This window comes from Micromonospora hortensis (assembly GCF_022230935.1).
Lineage (GTDB): Bacteria > Actinomycetota > Actinomycetes > Mycobacteriales > Micromonosporaceae > Micromonospora > Micromonospora hortensis.
Map to the genome: position 1 here is coordinate 652,897 of NZ_JAKKFE010000012.1, position 18,028 is coordinate 670,924.

10 protein-coding genes, 1 tRNA gene and 1 pseudogene are annotated in these 18,028 nt (G+C 72.4%); 7 read left to right on the forward strand and 5 right to left on the reverse strand.

Annotation, left to right across the window (positions count from 1 at the left end; all coding sequences use genetic code 11):
- Positions 1-227 precede the first annotated feature (227 nt).
- On the reverse strand, positions 228-1,265 hold the full coding sequence (locus NIE111_RS11400) for a DUF808 domain-containing protein (RefSeq protein ID WP_238684364.1): 1,038 nt from the start codon (positions 1,263-1,265) through the stop codon (positions 228-230).
- 229 nt (positions 1,266-1,494) lie between these two features.
- Here NIE111_RS11400 and NIE111_RS11405 point away from each other — a divergent pair, with 229 nt between their 5' ends.
- The gene (locus NIE111_RS11405; RefSeq protein WP_238684365.1) at positions 1,495-1,995 is read left to right on the forward strand and encodes an SMI1/KNR4 family protein; all 501 of its coding nucleotides are present in this window, start codon (positions 1,495-1,497) and stop codon (positions 1,993-1,995) included.
- A 27-nt stretch (positions 1,996-2,022) separates the two neighbouring features.
- On the opposite strand, the gene NIE111_RS11410 is transcribed toward NIE111_RS11405, so the two are convergent.
- From NIE111_RS11410 to NIE111_RS11420, 3 genes are all read right to left on the reverse strand, one after another.
- Entirely contained in the window at positions 2,023-3,099 is a 1,077-nt protein-coding gene (locus NIE111_RS11410) for a cellulose-binding domain-containing protein (RefSeq protein ID WP_238684366.1), read from the reverse strand.
- A gap of 648 nt (positions 3,100-3,747) precedes the next feature.
- Positions 3,748-4,386 (reverse strand): response regulator, encoded by a 639-nt coding sequence (locus NIE111_RS11415; protein ID WP_238684367.1) that lies wholly within the window; start codon positions 4,384-4,386, stop codon positions 3,748-3,750.
- Positions 4,383-5,540: a sensor histidine kinase gene (locus tag NIE111_RS11420; RefSeq protein ID WP_238684368.1), complete on the reverse strand. Its 1,158-nt coding sequence runs from the start codon at positions 5,538-5,540 to the stop codon at positions 4,383-4,385. Before NIE111_RS11420 ends, NIE111_RS11415 begins: the two co-directional genes overlap by 4 nt.
- A gap of 146 nt (positions 5,541-5,686) precedes the next feature.
- On the opposite strand from NIE111_RS11420, the gene NIE111_RS11425 reads away from it, so the two are divergent.
- Entirely contained in the window at positions 5,687-6,682 is a 996-nt protein-coding gene (locus NIE111_RS11425; protein WP_238684369.1) for a DUF418 domain-containing protein, read from the forward strand.
- Positions 6,683-7,329: 647 nt separating this feature from the next.
- On the opposite strand, the gene NIE111_RS11435 is transcribed toward NIE111_RS11425, so the two are convergent.
- A tRNA-Leu gene (locus NIE111_RS11435) sits at positions 7,330-7,413 on the reverse strand.
- A 232-nt stretch (positions 7,414-7,645) separates the two neighbouring features.
- Here NIE111_RS11435 and NIE111_RS32515 point away from each other — a divergent pair.
- From NIE111_RS32515 to NIE111_RS11460, 5 genes and pseudogenes are all read left to right on the forward strand, one after another.
- Positions 7,646-8,077: pseudogene (locus NIE111_RS32515) on the forward strand (tetratricopeptide repeat protein); the annotation flags it as partial.
- A gap of 2,431 nt (positions 8,078-10,508) precedes the next feature.
- Positions 10,509-13,136 carry a fibronectin type III domain-containing protein gene (locus NIE111_RS11445; RefSeq protein ID WP_238684371.1) on the forward strand — a complete coding sequence of 876 codons (2,628 nt, stop codon included), beginning with the start codon at positions 10,509-10,511 and terminating at the stop codon, positions 13,134-13,136.
- Between the two features lie 28 nt (positions 13,137-13,164).
- Positions 13,165-14,160, forward strand: a complete 996-nt coding sequence (locus NIE111_RS11450; RefSeq protein WP_112583044.1) for an AAA family ATPase — start codon at positions 13,165-13,167, stop codon at positions 14,158-14,160.
- Positions 14,161-14,174: 14 nt separating this feature from the next.
- Complete coding sequence (locus NIE111_RS11455; protein ID WP_238684372.1) at positions 14,175-15,374, forward strand: DUF58 domain-containing protein; 1,200 nt, start codon at positions 14,175-14,177, stop codon at positions 15,372-15,374.
- On the forward strand, positions 15,368-17,725 hold the full coding sequence (locus NIE111_RS11460) for a transglutaminase TgpA family protein (protein WP_238684373.1): 2,358 nt from the start codon (positions 15,368-15,370) through the stop codon (positions 17,723-17,725). Before NIE111_RS11455 ends, NIE111_RS11460 begins: the two co-directional genes overlap by 7 nt.
- Positions 17,726-18,028 lie beyond the last annotated feature (303 nt).

Below are 18,028 nucleotides of genomic sequence, written 5' to 3' on the forward strand. Positions count from 1 at the left end.
CACGCCTGACCACTTCGACCTCTACTGGGAGGTCACGCCGCACCGCTCGACCTCCATCACCGGAGGTCAAGGCCCCTCCTCTCTCCGGCATCGGTGAGCACGCCGCGGCCAGGAAGAGCACGAAGGGCCGCAGGCCGGCCCGGGACGACCCGCGCAGCTCAGCCGGGTTGAGCGCGGCTCGGCACCAGGACGCCTGACCGCGTGGTGGAGTTGCGATGATGTTGCGGTCAACCGCGCGGCGCTCGGTCCGCAGGAGCGTCGAGACGCCGACCTGCACGGCTCGGGGGTGCGGGGATGGTGCCGTCAGCACGAGTCGTGCCCGCCGCAGTCGCAGCCGCAGCCTTGGATGTGCGGCGGTGGAGCGTGAGAGTCATGACGAGCACGACCAGCGCTCCGACGATCAGCCCGAGGATCGCGCTGGCCACCGTGTTGACGAGCCAGCCGACGAGCCCGCCGAGAACACCCGTGGCGTCGTGGGCGGCGACCTCCACGTGGTGCACGGCCTCGTACAGGAAGTGCAGGTTCAGCTCGTTCGTGCCGAGCAGCAGGATGTGCCCGCCCACCCACAGCATCGCCGCGGTGCCGACTACCGTCAGCACGGTGAGGACCACCGGCATCGCCCTCACCAGACCGCGGCCGAACGTCGCGACGGCGCCGGAACGTTGCGACAGGCGCAGCCCGGCGTCGTCCATCTTCACGATCAGGGCCACCACGCCGTACACCAGGACGGTTATGACGACGGCGACGACAGCCAGGATCGCCAGGCGGGACCAGAACGCCTCATCGATCACCTCGTTAAGGCTGATGACCATGATCTCCGCCGAGAGGATCAGGTCGGTTCGTACCGCCCCAGACACCAGTGTCGTCTCGTCCTGCACCTTCTCCTCGCCCGCGCCGGCGGCACCGTGATGGGCGACCTTGGCCCACACCTTCTCCGCGCCTTCATAACAGAGGTAGGCGCCGCCGAGCATGAGGATCGGAGTGAGCAGCCAAGGCACGAACTGACTGAGCAGCAGCACCGCCGGCAGGATGATGAAGAACTTGTTGCGCAGCGACCCCACGGCAATGCGCTTGATAATCGGCAACTCGCGCTCGGCCGCCAGGCTCCGCACGTACTGCGGCGTGACGGCAGCATCGTCGACGACGACACCCGCAGCCTTGGCGCCGGCCTTCGCGGCGGCCGCCCCGATGTCATCGATCGACGCGGCAGCGGCACGGGCCAGCACCGCCACGTCATCCAGCAGGGCTACGAGTCCACCAGCCAAGGGAGGGTCCTTCCAGGGTTGCGCAGAATTCGAACTGGCCCATTCTCGCTCAGGTCCCCGCGCGCGGCATGTCACCGCCCCGTCATGTCAACCGATGCGTGGTCTACGTGGTGAGCCGTCTCCGTGTCGTCAACAAGCAGCGGCGCGCCTGTTGCGGCGCTGCTCCAGCAACGTGGCGCGACCCGGCCTATCCCGGTCACGACGACTGGGCGATGCTCGGCGCCGGCGCATGCGGGGCGAGCCCGGTGCATGTCGAGGCGACGCCGATCCGCTTCGACGTCGCCCGCTCACAGACGAGGTTCTGCGGGAGGTGGAGGCGCAGCTTGGACGCAAGCTACCCGCTGCGTACATCGACCTGGCCCAGCGACACAACGGCGGGGTGTTGGCCCGTGACGCCCACCCCTCGCCCAGCCGAACCTCGTGGTCCGCAGACTATGTGGCTGTGTACAGACTGGCGGCCACCGGTCGGACTGCTTCATTCAGCCTGTGCGGCGAACTCGGGAACGCGTTCTGGATAGCGGAGTGGGGCTACCCCGACATCGGCCTCTACATCGCAGACTGCCCCTCAGCGGGCCACGACATGATCGCCCTCGACTACCGATTCCCCGGCGAGCCGACAGTCGTACACGTCGACCAGGAGTGGAACTACCAGATCACGGTCATCGCCCCCGACCTCGAGACGTTCCTAGGCGGCCTCGTCGACGAAAGCGGGTTTGATGGAGACGATTGATCGCCCGCTCGGCACCGGGCCGAGGCGCTAACGGATGGTGAAGGTCAGCGGGTTCGAGATGCCGAGGCCGCCGTGGGAATCGTGGACCCGCACGGTGAAGGTGGACGACGTGCCGGCCGACAGGGCCGTCTGGAACTGGTAGCGCTGTCCGCTGTCGGTCGGCGTCACGGCCAGCCGGGTTGCGCCGAGGTAAAGCTCCACCCGGCTGACGAGGTCACCGGGATCGGTGTCGGCGACGTCGGCGACCAGCGTGACGGTCGTCGGCTCGAGGAAGTAGGTCTGCCCGCCGGGGGTGCTCAACGCCACCGCCGGCGGGTGGTTGGTGCCGGTGGACGCCGGCGTCACCACCGTGACCAGCAACGGTGGCGCAGCGCCAGGCAGCGACTGGTCGGTGCCGGCCGAGACGTACAGCACGAAGGTGGTGCTGGTGCCGGGCTCCCCGATCGGTGGTGTCCACAGCGCCTCGAACCGGTCACCGGCCGTCCTCACCCCCCGGGCCACCGTGACGCCGTCCACCCGGAACGACACCGAGGTGATGCTGTGTCCGCCTCCCACGGTCGCGGTCGCCGCCAGCGGGACGGTTCCCGGCGTGGTGTACACCGCGCCGGCGGTCGGGCTGAGCCAGGTGACGATCGCCGGGTAGTCAGCGACCGGCGGTGTGGCCGTCCGGGTCGGCGTCACGCTGGGCAGGACGCCGCCGGTGCACGTGACGCCGTTGAGCGTGAACGACGCCGGTATGGGGTTGCTGCCCGACCAGACGCCAACGAAACCGATGTTCGCGGAGCCATTGGTGCCCAGGGTCGCGTTCCAGCCCAGATTGGTCGCGCTGACCTGCTGGCCCGCCTGCGCCCAGGTGGCGCTCCAGGTTTGCGTGAGCCGCTGGTCGACTGCAGGGAACGCGAACCGCAGCGTCCACCCGTTGACTAGGTCACCCACGTTGGTGACCGCGATGTCGGCGTGGAAGCCACCGGTCCATTGGCTGGTGACGACGTAGTTCACCCGACACCCGGCCGCCGCGTTCGCCGCACTGGCGTGTGAGATCGCGGCCATCATCGCGACCATGGCAACAGCGATGGCGGCCACAGCAGTCAGCGACTTCCGCATCGCACACCTCGCCGTAGAAAGATGAACGTCAATGAATATGTCGACTGTCCTGCTGCTCCGCCTTCCTGTCAAGGCACGCACGGCAGTCCTGCCGCCCGCAGGACAACGGACAGCCCGCCCATAGCTGATCGGTAGCGGCCACAGCGCCGAGCAGGCAGAAGAGTGGATAGCGCAGCTTCCTGCTCAACGGCAGCCAGACAGCATTCACGTTGGGCCGGCGCGCCTAACCCGCGTTTCAGCAGATCAGGCCCTCTGGCTCTTGCCAGATTCGCCGAAGAGGTCTTCAGGCTGAAGGGCCTGGTCAGGGCGCTGCCCGTGGGATCGATGCCTCAGACGAGGGAACTGCGGCGAACGCTGGCGAGCTCACCCCGCAACGCTTCACATCGATCTGCGGCAAACGCGCAGACGTAGCCGTAGGCGAACCGAGACGCCGGCCGACACCAGCCATCCCGGGTGCAGCAACACCGGACCACCTCGACCTCTACTGATAGGTCACGCCGCACCGGTTGACCGCATCACCACAGGTCGAGGTCCTCGCCGCTCTTCCGTGAGGTTCGTCAAGTACGCCGAACGGCCGCCCGTCTTGGGTGCGCCAGATGTGGGCGGGTACTGGACGCGGTTCATGCTGCCCAACTGAGCCGGGTGCTCTCAGTTCGCCGGGATGCCGGCCCGGTGCGCCAGCAGGCCCGCCTGGGTGCGGTTGTCGCAGCCGAGCTTCTCCAACAGTCGGGAGACGTACCCCTTGACCGTCGCCTCGGAGAGGTGCAGTCGTCGGGCGATCTGCTGGTTGGAGCGGCCGGCGCCGAGACAGCCGAGGACCTCGACCTCCCGGGTTGTGAGCGTGGCGACCAGTTCGCGGACCCGTTCTCCGTCGTGCCGGCTCGCCACCAGCCGCTGGGTCGCGGTCGGGGACAGCACCGTGTGCCCGGCGGCGGCGACCCGTACCAAGTTGACGAGATCCTCCGGCGCCGTCGACTTGAGCAGGAAACCGACGGCACCCGCCCGCATCGCCCGAAGCACGTACTCGTCGAGGTCGAACGTGGTCAGCGCGACGATCCTCGGCGGCGCCGAGGCCCGGGTGAGGTGCTCGATGGCGGTGAGCCCGTCGACGTCCGGCATCCGCAGGTCCATCAGGACCAGGTTCGGCCGGTACCGGGTAACCGCCTCCACGGCCTCTGCGCCGTCGTACGCCTCGCCGACGACCTCGACGTCCGGGGCTGCTTCGAGAATCGTCCGCAGGTAGGCGCAGACCATCCGTTCGTCGTCGACGAGCAGGATCCGGATCATCGCGTGGCGGTGGTCGGCACGTGCCCGGGCAGGGTGGCCCGCACCGCGAAGCCGCCCTCCGGGGTCACCGCCGCGGCCAGGGTGCCGCCCAGCACGTCGACCCGACTCCGAAGGCCAGCCAGGCCGGAGCCTCCGCCGGCGGCGGCGAGGTCCGGGTCGGGGGCACGGCCGGGCCGGTCGTTGGTCACGGTCGCGCGGACCAGATCCGGCTGGTAGCGGATCAACACGGTCACCTGCGAGCCCGGCGCGTGCTTGTGGACGTTCGTCAGGGATTCCTGTACCACTCGAAAGAGGGTGCGCCGCACGGCCGGTGCCAGTGCTGACGGGTCACCCTCCTCGTCGAGACGGACCGGCAGACCGACCGCGCGCGAGTCGGTCACGAGATCGTTCAGGTCGCCCTCCGCAGCCCGGTCCTCCGCTGCGACGCGGGTTGTCGGTGAGTCGCCATGCCTCAGCACACCGACCAGGTCGCGCAGCTCGGCCAGCGCCTGGCAGCCCGTCGTCCGCAGCTCTTCGGCGGCGCTGCGAACAGCGGGATCCGTCGCGCTGGTGCCCAGCGCCCCCGCGTGCAGCACCATCAGGTTGATCCGGTGGGTCACCACGTCGTGCATCTCGCCGGCGATCCGGAGCCGCTCGTCGCTACGGGCCTGCTCGGCAAGGAGCAGCCGCTCCCGCTCGGCGCGTTCGGCGCGGTCGAGCAGCTCCGCGACGAGCCGGCGGCGGGCACTCACGTAGAGGCCGAGCAGGGCCGAGATGGCCAGCAGTCCGGGCCCGCTGAACGGGTCGTCAACCGTCCAGAGCCGCGCGCCGAGCAGCCAGCACACCCCGAGCACCGCGATCACCGCCCAGGACCGCCGACGGTCGCGTCCGTAGACGATCAGCGCGTACGGCGCGAGGAAGACCGCCGACGCTGGCACCAGCAGGCTGACGCCGGCAATAACCAGGGCCATCGAGTACGGCCGGCGTCGGCGCAGCAGCAGGGTGGCCGCCGCGCCGACCTGCGCCGCCGCGCAGACCCAGACCGGGGCCGGGAGATGCCTCGTACCGGCGCTCGGGAAAGCGACCTCACGGGCCACGCCGGCCGCCGCCGCGAGGACGACCAGCAGCACGTCGACGGCGAGTGGCGGCACCTTTCGGCGGTCCACCGCGCTCATGCGTTGCAGGTTAGCCGGGCTGGCCCGGATCGGCGCGGCGAGCGGCATGAGTACCAACGAAGGGACCGGAGAACGCGACGAAGGAAGGTTGCGGAGGCGACCTCCGGGCCTGTCCCGACCGGGTACGACTGCGGTGGCATTGCCGGATGGCACACTCGACCGATCCCGTGGCGCAACCGGCTGGGCCCCACCGCATCGACGAACTTGACGCGCTGCGTGGGCTCGCGCTCCTCGGCATCGTCATGTTCAACATCGTCCAGATGACCCACCTGACCCGGGTTTCCGGACCGGCCGGTGAGCACCTCGGCGCGTACGTCTGGGAGCTGCTCTTCGTACAACGGCCTTTCCCGATCTTCTCGCTGCTCTTCGGGATCAGCTTCTCGCTTTTCCTGCGTACGGCGGCTCGACGCACCGATCGCCCCCGGCTGGTGCTGCTGCGCCGGCTGCTCTGGCTGGGCCTCTTCGGCGCGCTGCACACCCTGATCCAGCCCGGCGAAGTGCTGAAGTTCTACGCCGTGTTCGGGCTGGTCGTGCTCCTGCCGGCGTCGTACCTGTCCCGCCGCTGGGCGCTCGGGCTGGGCATCGTGTTGACCCTCGCCGCCGCGCTGACATTCAACGGTCTCTTCATCATCCCGGGCCTCTTCCTGCTCGGCCTGGCAATCGCGGAGTACGACATCCCGGACACGCTGCCGTCGCGGGGCCGGCAACTCGCGGTCGCACTCGCCGTCGCGGTGCCGGTCGCCGCGGTGACTGGGTGGTTGCAGTTCCGGGCTGGAGTCGGCCCAACCGCCAACTACCGGATCCTGCCGGCCGGGCTCGCCTTCGCCTTCCTCTTCACCGTCGGGTTCCTGCTGCTGATGCGAACCGCCCTGCGACGCCCGCTCGGCGCGCTGCTATCGCCGCTCGGTCGGGTGGCGCTCACCAACTACGTCGCCGCGTCGTTCCTGATCGTGACCGGTGATGCGCTGCTCGACATCGGCTCCCGATCCTCCTACGGCGCTGTGGTCGGACTGGGCTTGGCGATCGGGGTCGTGCAGGCGATTTTCAGCGTGCTCTGGCCGCGGTCCTTCCGGTACGGCCCGCTCGAATGGCTCTGGCGGTGTCTCACCTGGTGGCAGCGGGAGCCGATCCGCCGCGCCTGACTCGCCGCGCTTGATGAGCTGTCAGCCATCAGCCGACGCTGGCGGTGCGGGCAAGTAGGTACATGTCGTGCGAGCCGTCCGCATGACGGGCCTCGCTGCGGTTCGTACCCGCGGCGGCGGTGAAGCCGGCGTGCCGCGCCACCCGGCAGGGCGCGACGTTTGTCGTCGAGTGCGTCAGCTCGACGCGGTCCGCGGGACGAAGGTTATTGCACGGCCCTCACCGAGCACCACATCCCATTGCCGAGCGCTGGTCACGGCCATTGGCCCGACGCTGCGTCAACCGTTCCCACCAGCGCCTGCGGCCAACATCGTCCGGTAACCGTCGAACGTTCGGTCGGCGAACCGCTCGTTGATGCGAAACGCGCAGCCGTCATCGCCAACGCATCTCGCGGCCATGGAACGCTCGGCCCGCTGCCTCCCAGTGACACAGCCGTACAGCATCGTGCCGCCACGCGACTGACGCTGCCCGTGCTGCTGTCGGTCCGACAGCAGCACGGGCGGAATAACGGGAGCCACAGAACGCTCAGCCACGACAATCGCCCCCGATCGAGACAGGCTCGGTCGAGGGCGTCGCTGAGATCAGATTTGCGTGGTCAAGCGCGCTCGACCACCAGTACGCGATACACAGCATGGATGCTGAGATTTTGTGTCCGAGGGGGGACTTGAACCCCCACACCCTATACGGGTACTAGCACCTCAAGCTAGCGCGTCTGCCATTCCGCCACCCGGACCTACTCGTTCAGCCTACCTCGCCGACCAGATGATCTTCCATCCGGTAGCCAGCACAGCGGGCCGCACGGGGAGTTACTGTACACGCCGCTCGTGGATCATGCACATCGCCTTCCGGCGCCTCTCCCCCGTCGCTTCCGCCACTGCTCAAGCCGTCTCAAAACACCCGCACCGACACGCTGTCGGAGCGTGTCCGGGTAGCGTCCGGCGGCCCTCTGACGGCAGCATTGCCACGTGTCCCATCCCTCCCCCCTGGCAGCCACCCAGCACCGAGCCCTCGCCCTGCGCGCCGCGGGCGACCTCAGCGCCGCCCGGCAACTGCTCGCGGAGGCCGTCGAATCCGCTCCCCCGCCGTACGGTGACGACCATCCCGAGGTGCTGCACACCGCGCACCTGCTGGCACGGCTGCACCGGGAGGGGGACGACCCGCTCGCCGCCCGCCGGGTGTTGGAGGAGGCGTTCGCGGCGGGCGAGCGCCGCTGGGAGCACTCCGATCCGCTGATGCTCGCGCTCGCCTTCGAGCTCGCCGAGGTGGCGGAGGAGCTCGGCAACCGGCACGAGGCCCGCCGCAACTACACCCGCGTCGCCACCGCCGGGCCCGCCGCACTGGGGGAGAACCACCCGGCGGTACGCGCAGCCCGCGACTACCTCGGCCCACCTCCGTCGACGCCGGGCGAGCAGCACCCCACGCCGACGCCCGGTCCGGCCCCGGTCGACCCGGTGGCCGAGCCGGGCACCCGGTCGGCGCTTGCCGGCCCGACCCTGTCGCTGGCGACCCTCGCGGCGATGCGGCCCTCCGCCGGTGGCCCGCCGCCCGCCGTCTCGCCCTGGGCGCCGCAACCGCCGGCCGCGTCTCCACAAACTTCTCCAGCGGTACGCGCGCCAGCCACACCCACGCCACCCCGCGACGTCACGCCGGCACCGGTCCCAGCCCCTCGGGCGACGCCCGTTCAGCCGGCAGCTTCCTCGATCGCGCCAGCGCCGCCCGACCCACTGACGGCAGCACCCCGACCTGCGACGGCGCCCCGCCCGCGCGCCGACGCGCCACGGCCGGCGATTGCGATGCCACCCCGTCAACGCCTCGACGAGCCAGCGTCTGGACCGCCTCGGCCGATGCCCCGGCCGAGGGCTGAAGACCCGCCGACGACGGCCGGGCAGCGGTCACCAGACCGACCGCCGTCCGGGCCGACCGTGGCACCACGTCAGCGGGTTGGTGGTCACGCCACCCCGCCGGTGGTCGACGTGCCGCCTCCACCGTCGACACCGACCGCCCCGGCGTCGACCGCCCCGCCGGCGACACCGGCGGTGGTGGCACCTCGCTGGGACGACCCCACCATCCGGGTACGGCAGATCGAGCCGCTACTCGCCGAGGAGGCCGCCCGAGCCGCCGACCGGCCAACCGCGCCAAGTGAATCGCACAACGTGTCCGGCGTCGAGGCGACATCATCGGGCCGACCCTCCTCGGCCGTTGGCCACCCCGGGCCGGCGTACCCGGTGAGCGGGCCACCGGCCCAGCCCATCAGCGCCCCGCCGATGACCCCGCCTCCGATCTCCGCGCCCCCCAGCCAGCCGTACCCGGTCTCCGGACCACCGGCCCAGCCGTACCCGGTCTCCGGACCACCCGGCTACGGCCAACCCGTCTCCGCACCACCCGGGCACACCTACCCGGTGTCCGCGCCGCCTGGTTTCGGGCCGCCCGTCTCCGGGCCGCCCTACGGAGCACCCGTCTCCGCGCCTCCGGTGAGCGCACCACCCCTGCCGCCCTGGGGGTTGACCGCACCGCCCTGGAGCAGCAGCGCCCCACCGCAGCCGCTGCCCACTCCAGGTGCCGACTCCCCCACCCAGACCACTACGGCTGCCCAGGCCGCCACCACCGAGCAGGCCCCGGCGGCTGGGCACACCACGATGGACGTGGGCGGTACCGGCACGATGGGTGACTCTGGCTTGGGCATCCTCGACGCCCCGGTAGTGCCGACTCAGCGGGCTCCTGGCGCGCTGTCCGACCAGACAGTGGTGTTGCCGTCCGTACCGGCGCAGGGCGGCCCGGCCGAGGTCCAGACCAGCCTGGGCTGGCCCGCCGCCTCGCAGACCAACCCCACCGCCGCGCAGACGAACCCCACCGCCGCACAAACGCACCTCACGGCTGCCCAGGCGAACGCGAGCATCGCCGAGGCGGGCCCCGTTGACGCGCAGCCGAGCCCCGCTGCGCAGCCAGCCTGGCCCCCGCGCGTCGGCGCCGACCCGGCGCTGGCGCCGCCAGCCGCGCCGCCACCGGTCCAGCAGTACCACCACCAGCCGGCCCAGACGCTGTACCCAACCCCGGCGCCCCAGACGTCGTACCCGACCCAGGGTCAGCACCAGGCGCCGTACCCGGGCCAGCAGTACCACCCGGTGCCGGACGCGTACCGGCCGGCGTACGCCGATGACGGTGGGTCGACGGGCCGCAACCGGGCGGCGCTGATCGGCGCGGTCGTGGCGGCCGGGGTGGCCGTCGTGGCGGTGGCGGGCCTGGGTGCGGTGATGCTGTCCCGCGACGATCCGCCGCCGACCGGAACCGCGCCGACGGGGGCGGCACCGACGGCGGTCGGGCTGCCGCCGGGCGACCTGAAGCTGCGCGACGATTCGGCCACGATCACGTTGACCTGGACGGACCCGACCGGCGGCGCGGTGCCGTTCATGGTCGCCGCCGGCAGGGCCGGGCAGGCCCTGGGTGTGATGGCCACCGTGGACCCGGGCCGGACCAGCTACACCGTCAACGGGTTGAACTCCCGAGTGGATCACTGTTTCACCGTGTTGGCTGTCTACTCCACTGACAGCTTTGCGACTTCCGGGCAGGTTTGCACCGCGCGGGAGCGCGAAGCCACGTCGAGCGGGGAGCCTTCCGGCCGGGCGTCGCCGCGCTGAGTCGAGCCGAAACCGCGCCGCGTCGAGCGCGAACCGGGCTGAGCTGGACGTCCACAACGCACACTCTCGGTATCCACAGGGGTGACGGTGCGGGTTCCCCCGCCACCACCAGCGCCATATGATGGCACCCGGCTCAGGGGAGGGGTCGCCGGAAGGCGCGCCACCTGCCACGACTCAGGGGAGGCAGCCGGCTGTGGCCAGCATCGACGACGCCGTACAGACCGAGGCCCCCCGCTCCCGGTCCCGGCTGCGCGGCGGGCTGGTGACCGTCGGCACGGTGGCCGCGCTGTTGGCCGCCATGGGGCTGACCGTCCTCGGGTTGGGCGCTGCGGACAACGCGGTGGCCAACTACGACGCGAGTTCCTGGCTGTGGAGCGCGGCGCGCAGCGAGCTGGCCCGGGTCAACGGGGTCACCGCCCGGGTGGACACCCGCACCGAGATCCCCGGGGCCCGGCAGCACCCGATGCAGATCACCCAGACCGACCGGCTGCTGATCCTGCGGGACCTGCAGACCGGGCAGGTCAGCTCCCTGGACCTGGCCACCCTCCAGCTCAGCGCGACCACCCGGACCACCCCCGGCCTGGGCGTCAGTGTGGCCCTGCACGAGGACGCGGCGTTCGTCGTCGACGCCGTGCAGGGCATCGTCCGGCAGCTCGACCCGCGATCGTTGACCCCGGTGGGTGAGCCGGTGCGCTATCCGCCGGGCATCACCGGCGGCACCTTCGACGGCAAGGGTCGACTCTGGATCGCGGTGCCCAGCCAGGGCACGGTCTCGGCGATCACCGCCGCCAAGCTGCCGTCCACGCCGGCGTCGGCAGCGCCCGCGGGTGCCGGGCTCAGCCCGCAGCGGGTCGAGTCGTACGACGTCGCCGACGCCAGCCACGAGCTGGTGGTCTCCACCCTGGACGACGGGGTGGCGGTGCTCGACCGGACGGCCGGGAAGCTGGTGCGGGTGCAGCACGGTGAGGTGCACCCGACGCCGCTGACGCTGTCCGGTCCGGCGGCGCTGCCCGCGCGCACCAGCGGCCCACGGGTGCCGGTCACGGTGACCGCCGACCGGCGGGTGCTGTTGGTGGGTGACGGTGGGCAGGAGAGCGGGTTCACCGTGCCGGGTGAGGGGGATCGGCTCAGCCCGGCGGTGGCCTGGGCGAACCGGTTCTACTGCGCCGACGAGGCCACCGGCACCATCTACTCCTTCGACGCGGCGGGTCAGCTTGTCGAGACCATTCGCGGGCGGGCCAACGGGCCGCTGGAGCTGGAGGTCCGGGAGAACCACCTGTTCATCAACTCCCCCGACTCGGCGACCGCCCGGGTGGTGGACGACAAGCATCAGGTGCGCGAGGTCAACAAGTACGCCAACGACGTGCTCGGTGGCGACCCGCCGCCGGTTCCCCCGCCGCCGCCCCCGCCGAAGAAGCCGCGGGTGGGTAAGCCGAGCGCGCCGCGCAGCGTCACCGCAGCCGCCGGCAACGCCCAGGCGCGGGTGAGTTGGCGCCCGGCCGCCGCCAACGGGGCCGAGATCATCAAGTACGTGGTGGAGGGTGCCGGCCAACGTGTGCAGGTGGGCGCGAACCAGCGTGCGGTGGAGGTCAAGGGTTTGACCAACGGTGAGACGTACCGGTTCGCTGTGCACGCCGTCAACGCCAAGGGCGACGGCCCGCCGCGCAACAGCAACCCGGTGACGCCGACCGCGGCGGTGCCCGACCCACCCGCGAGCGTCACCGCCCAAGAGCGGCCGGACGGTACGGTGCTGGTCAAGTGGCCGGCGGCGAACGGGCAGGGCAACACCATCGCGAGGTACGCGGTGACGGCCAGTTCGGCAGGGACGAACGCTCCGGCCGGCGAGTCGACGAAGACGGAGCTGGTGGTGCCCGCCGGTGAGTTGGAGTTCGGCACCCAGTACGCGTTCACGGTGGTGGCGGTCAACAGCAAGGGCGCCGGGTCGGCGGCGTCCCCGGTCAGCAACACCGTGGTGCCCTTCGCGGCGCCCGGTCGGCCGCTCAACCTGCGCGCCGGGACCGTCGCCAACCAGCCGGGCGCGGTGACGGTGCAGTGGGCGCCGGCCGAGGCCAACGGTCGGCCGGTGACGAAGTACCTGGTGGACGTCGGTGGGCGGGTCAGCGAGGTGACCGACACCCGCACGACAGTCAGCGGGCTGGGCAACGGCCAGAACGTCACGGTGAAGGTGAAGGCGGTCAACGAGGCGGGGCCGGGCCCGGAGGCCACCGCCACCGCCCGCACTGTGGCCGAGCCACGGGTCACGGTGACCGGCTCGTCGTCGACGGCCACCGGGGCGACTGTCACGTTCACAGTGGACGCCGGTGGCGGTCAGGCCACCTGCACGCTGACCACGACGGGCGAGCCGGCGAAGGCCGGGGCGTGCTCCAGCATCACGATGACGGGCCTGACGCCGGGCACCAACTACACGTTCACGGTGACGGCGAGCAACGCCGCCGGCAAGGGCACCGCCAAGAAGGCGCAGGCAACCCAGGCGCAGTACGGGATCGCGACCTGCCGCAACGGCGCGTCCGGGCCCGAGTCGACCTACTGTGACCGGGACCGGGATGGCCGCAACGGCAACGAGATCTTCTCGGTAGCCCGACAGGACAACGACAAGCAGGTGGGTTGGGCGAAGCCCGGCAGCCGGCTACAGGCGTACTGCAAGAAGTCGGGCGAAGAGGTGTACGCCTACATCTACAACAACGAGAAGCGCAGCACCTGGTGGGTGCAGGTCAACTACGGGGGGAAGAAGAACTACATCCCCTGGGCCTGGCTCAACCTGGAGGGCGGCGACACCATCAACGTCCTGCCCACCTGCTGAGGACACCAGGCGAGGAGCACCACCGACCGTGAACACCCACGAGCCGCTCACCCAGCCGGAGGTGCAGGGCTTCGCCGCCCTGGCCGCCCGGCTGGCCGAGAACGTCAACGCGGTGGTGCTCGGCAAGCCGCAGGTGGTGCGGCTGGCGCTGACCGCGCTCTTCGCCCAGGGTCACGTGCTGTTGGAGGACGTGCCCGGGGTCGGTAAGACGACCCTGGCCCGGGCCATCGCCGCCACTGTCAAGGGTGAGTGGCGGCGCATCCAGTTCACACCCGACCTGCTCCCCTCGGACGTGTCCGGCGTGACGATCTTCAACCAGGCGACGCGGGACTTCGAGTTCCATCCGGGGCCGGTCTTCGCCAACATCGTCATCGCCGACGAGATCAACCGGGCGTCGCCGAAGACCCAGTCGGCGCTGCTGGAGGTGATGGAGGAGCGCACTGTCACTGTGGACGGAGTCCGGCACCCGGTGCCGTCGCCGTTCCTGGTGGTCGCCACGCAGAACCCGGTGGAGATGGATGGCACCTACCGGCTGCCCGAGGCGCAGTTGGACCGGTTCCTGGTGAAGCTCTCCGTCGGGTACCCGGACGAGGCAGTCGAGGTCGAGGTGCTGCGCGGCGCGACGGTGCGGTCCCCCGAGGCGCTCGCCCCGGTCACCGACACCGCCACCGTCGGCGAGATGGTCCGGATGGCCCGCCGGGTGCACATCGCCGAGCCGCTCTACGCGTACGCGGTCCGGTTGGCAGCGGCCACCCGCACCCACCCCCAGGTACGCGTCGGGGTCAGCCCCCGGGGCGTTATCGCGTTGACCCGCGCGGCGTGCGCGTACGCGCTGATCGACGGGCGGGGCTGGATCATGCCGGAGGATCTGAAGGCGCTCGTCGAGGCGGTGTTCGCGCACCGGCTGCTGCTCACCCCGGACGCCCAGGTGCGCGGGATGACCCCTGCGGAGGTGCTGCGTCAGGCCGTCGCCTCGGTGCCGGTGCCGCTGCCGTCGGGGCAACCCGCTCCGGTGCAGGGCTGACCGGCAGCAGCGCGATGGGGATCACCGCCCGTGGGGTCGGGCTGCTCGTCGCCGCCGTGGTGCTGCTGGGGGTGGGTTTCCGGTTCGCGTACCCCGAGTTGACGTTGCTCGGCGCGGCGGCCGGCGCGGCCGTCGGCTACGCCGCGCTGGTCGCGGCCTGGCGGCCTCGGCTGACGGTGACCCGCCGCGCGGACCCGGACCGGGTGGCGCGCGGTGAGCCGGCGAGCATGACGTTGACGGTGCGCAACACCGGGCGGCTGCGCTCGGCGAACCTGCTGGCCGAGGACCGGTGCGGGCAGCGGACCGTGCCGGTGCCGGTGTTGCGCCTACGGCCCGGCCGGGACACCGAGGTCCGCTACGACGTGCCGACCGACCGTCGTGGGGTGGTGCCGGTGGGTCCGCTGCGGGTGACCCGGCGCGACCCGCTGGGGTTGGTGGCGCTGGCCCGCCCGTACGGCGCGGCGGTGCCGGTCTGGGTGCACCCCCGGATCCATCCGCTGACGGCGGTGCCCCGAGGCGCGGGGCGCAGCCTCGACGGCCGGGTGGACGGGGTCCCGCACGGGTCGATCACGTTCGACTCGCTGCGGGAGTACGTGGTCGGCGACGAGCTGCGCCGGGTGCACTGGCGCACCAGCGCCCGGGTGGGTGAGCTGATGGTGCGGGAGAACGTGGACACCAGCCTGCCGCGCCTGGTCGTCCTGCTGGACAACCGTGCCGCCGCGCACCCGCAGCGGGTCGGCGGGGTGGCGGAGTCGTTCGAGTCGGCCTGCGAGGCGGCGGCGTCGGTCGTCACCGCCGCGCACCGCGCCGACCTGCCGGTGCTGTTGCTGGTGGCCGCCACGGAACCGGCGGAGCCGACTAAGCCGGCGCAGCCGGCCGAGGTCACGGGCCCCGACGGCGAGGCCGACGGTCCTCTCGGGCCGCTGGACCGGCTCGCCGCCGCCGACCTGTCCGACGACGGTGACGCGGTGCGGGCGGCCACCACCCGGCTGCGGCAGGACCGACTCGGCGACACGTTGATCTTCCTGACCGGCCCGGGTGGCCGCGACGAGCTGGGGCACGTCGGGGCGCTGCGCGGGGCGTACCCGTCGGTGCTGGTCGCTGTGTTCGGCGCGGCCGAGCCGACGCCGCCGGGCACCGCCGGCCTGGTGGTCGTCGACGCGGCCGACGGCGCGCAGTTCGCCGCCGAGTGGGACGGGGTACGCCGGTGGTGACGGTCGCCGTGCGGGTGCTGCGGGCGGCGGTACTGCCGCTGGCGCTGATCGGGCTGACGGCGCTCGCCGGGGTGGTGCTCGGCCGGGTGTACGCCGGTGGCCTGCTGACCTTGCTGGTCGTCGGCGCGGCGGCGGGTTCGGTGCTGGTGAGCGTGGCCGCCCGGCGGCTGCCGTCCTGGCTGGTGGCGCCGGTGTCGGTGGCCGCGATGGCCGGCTGGACACTGTGGTCGCTGCGGCTGGCCGCCACCCGCGCCGAGTTGCCGGGCGGCCTGCTGGAGGTCACCGCGGACGCCGCCCGCAACGGCATTCCCCGGCTGCTCACCGCGATGATCCCGGTGGAGCCCACCCCGGACACGGTGCTGGTGCCGGTCGTCGCGGCGTGGCTGGCCGGGCTGACCGGCGCGGAGGTCGCGCTGCGCACCGGTCGGGTGCTGTTGGGTTACCTGCCGGCGGCGGGGCTCTACGCCGCCGCCCTCTACGTGGTCGGCCCGAACGCCGAACCGGCGCTGGGGTCGACGCTGGTGTTCGTCGCGGTCGCGGCCCTCGGCCTGGCCACCCCCACCCGCACCGCGCCCGGCGGCGGCGATCCGACCGCCGAGCTGACCCCCCGGGTACGCGCGGCGGTGCGACTGCGCCTGGCCACCAGCGCGGCGCTCGGGGTGGCGGTGGTGGTCGGCCTCGTCGCGTTGCTCGGCCCGGTCGTCGCGCAGCAGGTCGACGGCCGACCGGTGGACCCACGCCGGTACGTGGAGCCGCCGCAGGTGCAGACGCTCGACGAGAACCCGTTGATCCGGATCTCCGGCTGGGCGCTACACCCGGAGCAGAAGCTCCTCGACGTGAGCACGCAACGCCCCGACGCACCGCCCGCCGACGCCCCGCCCGAGGCTGACCCGGCGGCGGACACCACGCGCGGTGTGCGGATCCGCTTGGCGGTGCTCAGCGACTACGACGGGGTGACCTGGCGCGTCGGCGCGACGTACCGCAACGCCGGGCGGATCCTGCCGGCCGCGACCGCGGCCCGGGACAGCACAGTACAGACGGTCCGCCAGCAGATCAGCGTGGCCGAGTTGAGCGGCCGGCTGCTACCCGCCGTGGCGACGCCCCGGGAGGTCAGTGGGGCGCGGGTGGCGTACGACCCGGCAAGCGGGACGCTGATCCGGCCGGAGGGGCTGACGCCGGGGCTGCGGTACACGGTGACCTCCGCCGAGGAACGCCCCGATCAGAACCTGTTGGCCAGCGCGAACGTGCCCGCCGGCGACGAGGTGGCCCGGGTGCTGCGGGTCGCGGACGGGGTGCCCGATCCGATGCGCCGGCTGGCCACCCAGCTCGCCGAGGAGAACGGCGCTCCGTACGCGCGGGCGTCGGCGATCGAGCAGTTCCTGGCCGAGCACTACCGGGTGGCTGCGGACGCCCCGAGCGGGCACGCGTACCCGAATCTGGGTTTCTTCCTGTTCGGACCCCGCGACGGCGGCGGGCAGGAGGGCACCTCGGAGCAGTTCGCGGCGGCCTTCGCGGTCCTCGGCCGGCTCTCCGGGCTACCGACACGGGTGGTGGTGGGCTTCCGGACCAGCGGGCAGGGGCCGGTGCTGGCCGGTGACGCGCACGCCTGGCCGGAGGTGCTCTTCGACGGGCTGGGCTGGGTGGCGTTCGACCCGCTGCCCCGCCCCAACGACGAGCCGAGACCGGTGGAGGAGGATTTCCGCCCGACGCCGGAGGACCCACCGCCGTCGGAGGCGCCGGCACCGACCGCCGAGCCCAGCGCCTCACCGGAACCGGCGACCGCCGCCGACGCCCCACCCGGCCCGGACGGGGTCTCCACACCGGTGCTGGTCGCCGGCGGCAGCGGCGGCCTGCTGCTGGTGGTGGGCGCACTCCTGCTCACCCTGCTGGCGATGCGCCGCTCGCTGACCCGCAGCCGGCTCGTGCGGGGCGACCCCGGCCAGCGCATTGCCGGCGCCTGGCGGGAGGTCACCGACGCGCTCCGGCTGGCCGGGAGACCGGTCGGGGACGACCTGGCCGCCACCGAGATCGCCGGGCACGCCCGCCAGACCCTCGCCGACGCCCGCGCGGGCAGGTCCGGCAACGACCCGACCGCCGACCCGGAGCCCGTCGCGCCCACCGGCGGCACGGCGGCGGCAGACGCGTCCAGCCCGGCCGTCGACGAGTTGGCGGCCCTGCTCAATCAGGTGGGCTTCGCCCCCGGCGCCGCCACACCCGAGCAGGCGGCTCGCGCCGCCGAGGTCGCCACCGCCTACGTGGCCACCCTGCGCTCGGCCCGCCCCTGGTGGCGTCGCCTGCTCTGGTCGGTGCACCCCACTCCCCTGCGCCGCGCCCGCCGCTCCCCGCGCTGATCAAGAGCTTTGCGTCGACTGCGGGCCCACTTCTGACGCAAACCTCTTGATCACCGACGGCGAGGGCCGCCCGGGGGGGGGGGGGGGGGGGGGGGAAACCTGGTGGCCCCGCCCCCCCCACCGGGGGCCCAGGGGGGGGGGGACCGACATTCGGCGACAACCCCGCACTCTCCCACGACCCGCATTCCGGGGGCCCCGCGGCCCGCCCCCCCCCCCACGGCCGGGTTGGTGGGTCCCCCCGCGACAGCCCCCACGGGGGCTCCCTGCGGCGGCGGCGGCCGCGGGGGGCGGAGTGTGGGGTGG

Coding starts and splice junctions, on each gene's coding strand:
- NIE111_RS11405 (WP_238684365.1), top strand. CDS start 1,495: ATGCGGGGCGAGCCCGGTGCATGTCGAGGCGACGCCGATCCGCTTCGA.
- NIE111_RS11415 (WP_238684367.1), bottom strand. CDS start 4,386: ATGATCCGGATCCTGCTCGTCGACGACGAACGGATGGTCTGCGCCTAC.
- NIE111_RS11425 (WP_238684369.1), top strand. CDS start 5,687: ATGGCACACTCGACCGATCCCGTGGCGCAACCGGCTGGGCCCCACCGC.
- NIE111_RS11420 (WP_238684368.1), bottom strand. CDS start 5,540: ATGAGCGCGGTGGACCGCCGAAAGGTGCCGCCACTCGCCGTCGACGTG.
- NIE111_RS11410 (WP_238684366.1), bottom strand. CDS start 3,099: ATGCGGAAGTCGCTGACTGCTGTGGCCGCCATCGCTGTTGCCATGGTC.
- NIE111_RS11455 (WP_238684372.1), top strand. CDS start 14,175: ATGGGGATCACCGCCCGTGGGGTCGGGCTGCTCGTCGCCGCCGTGGTG.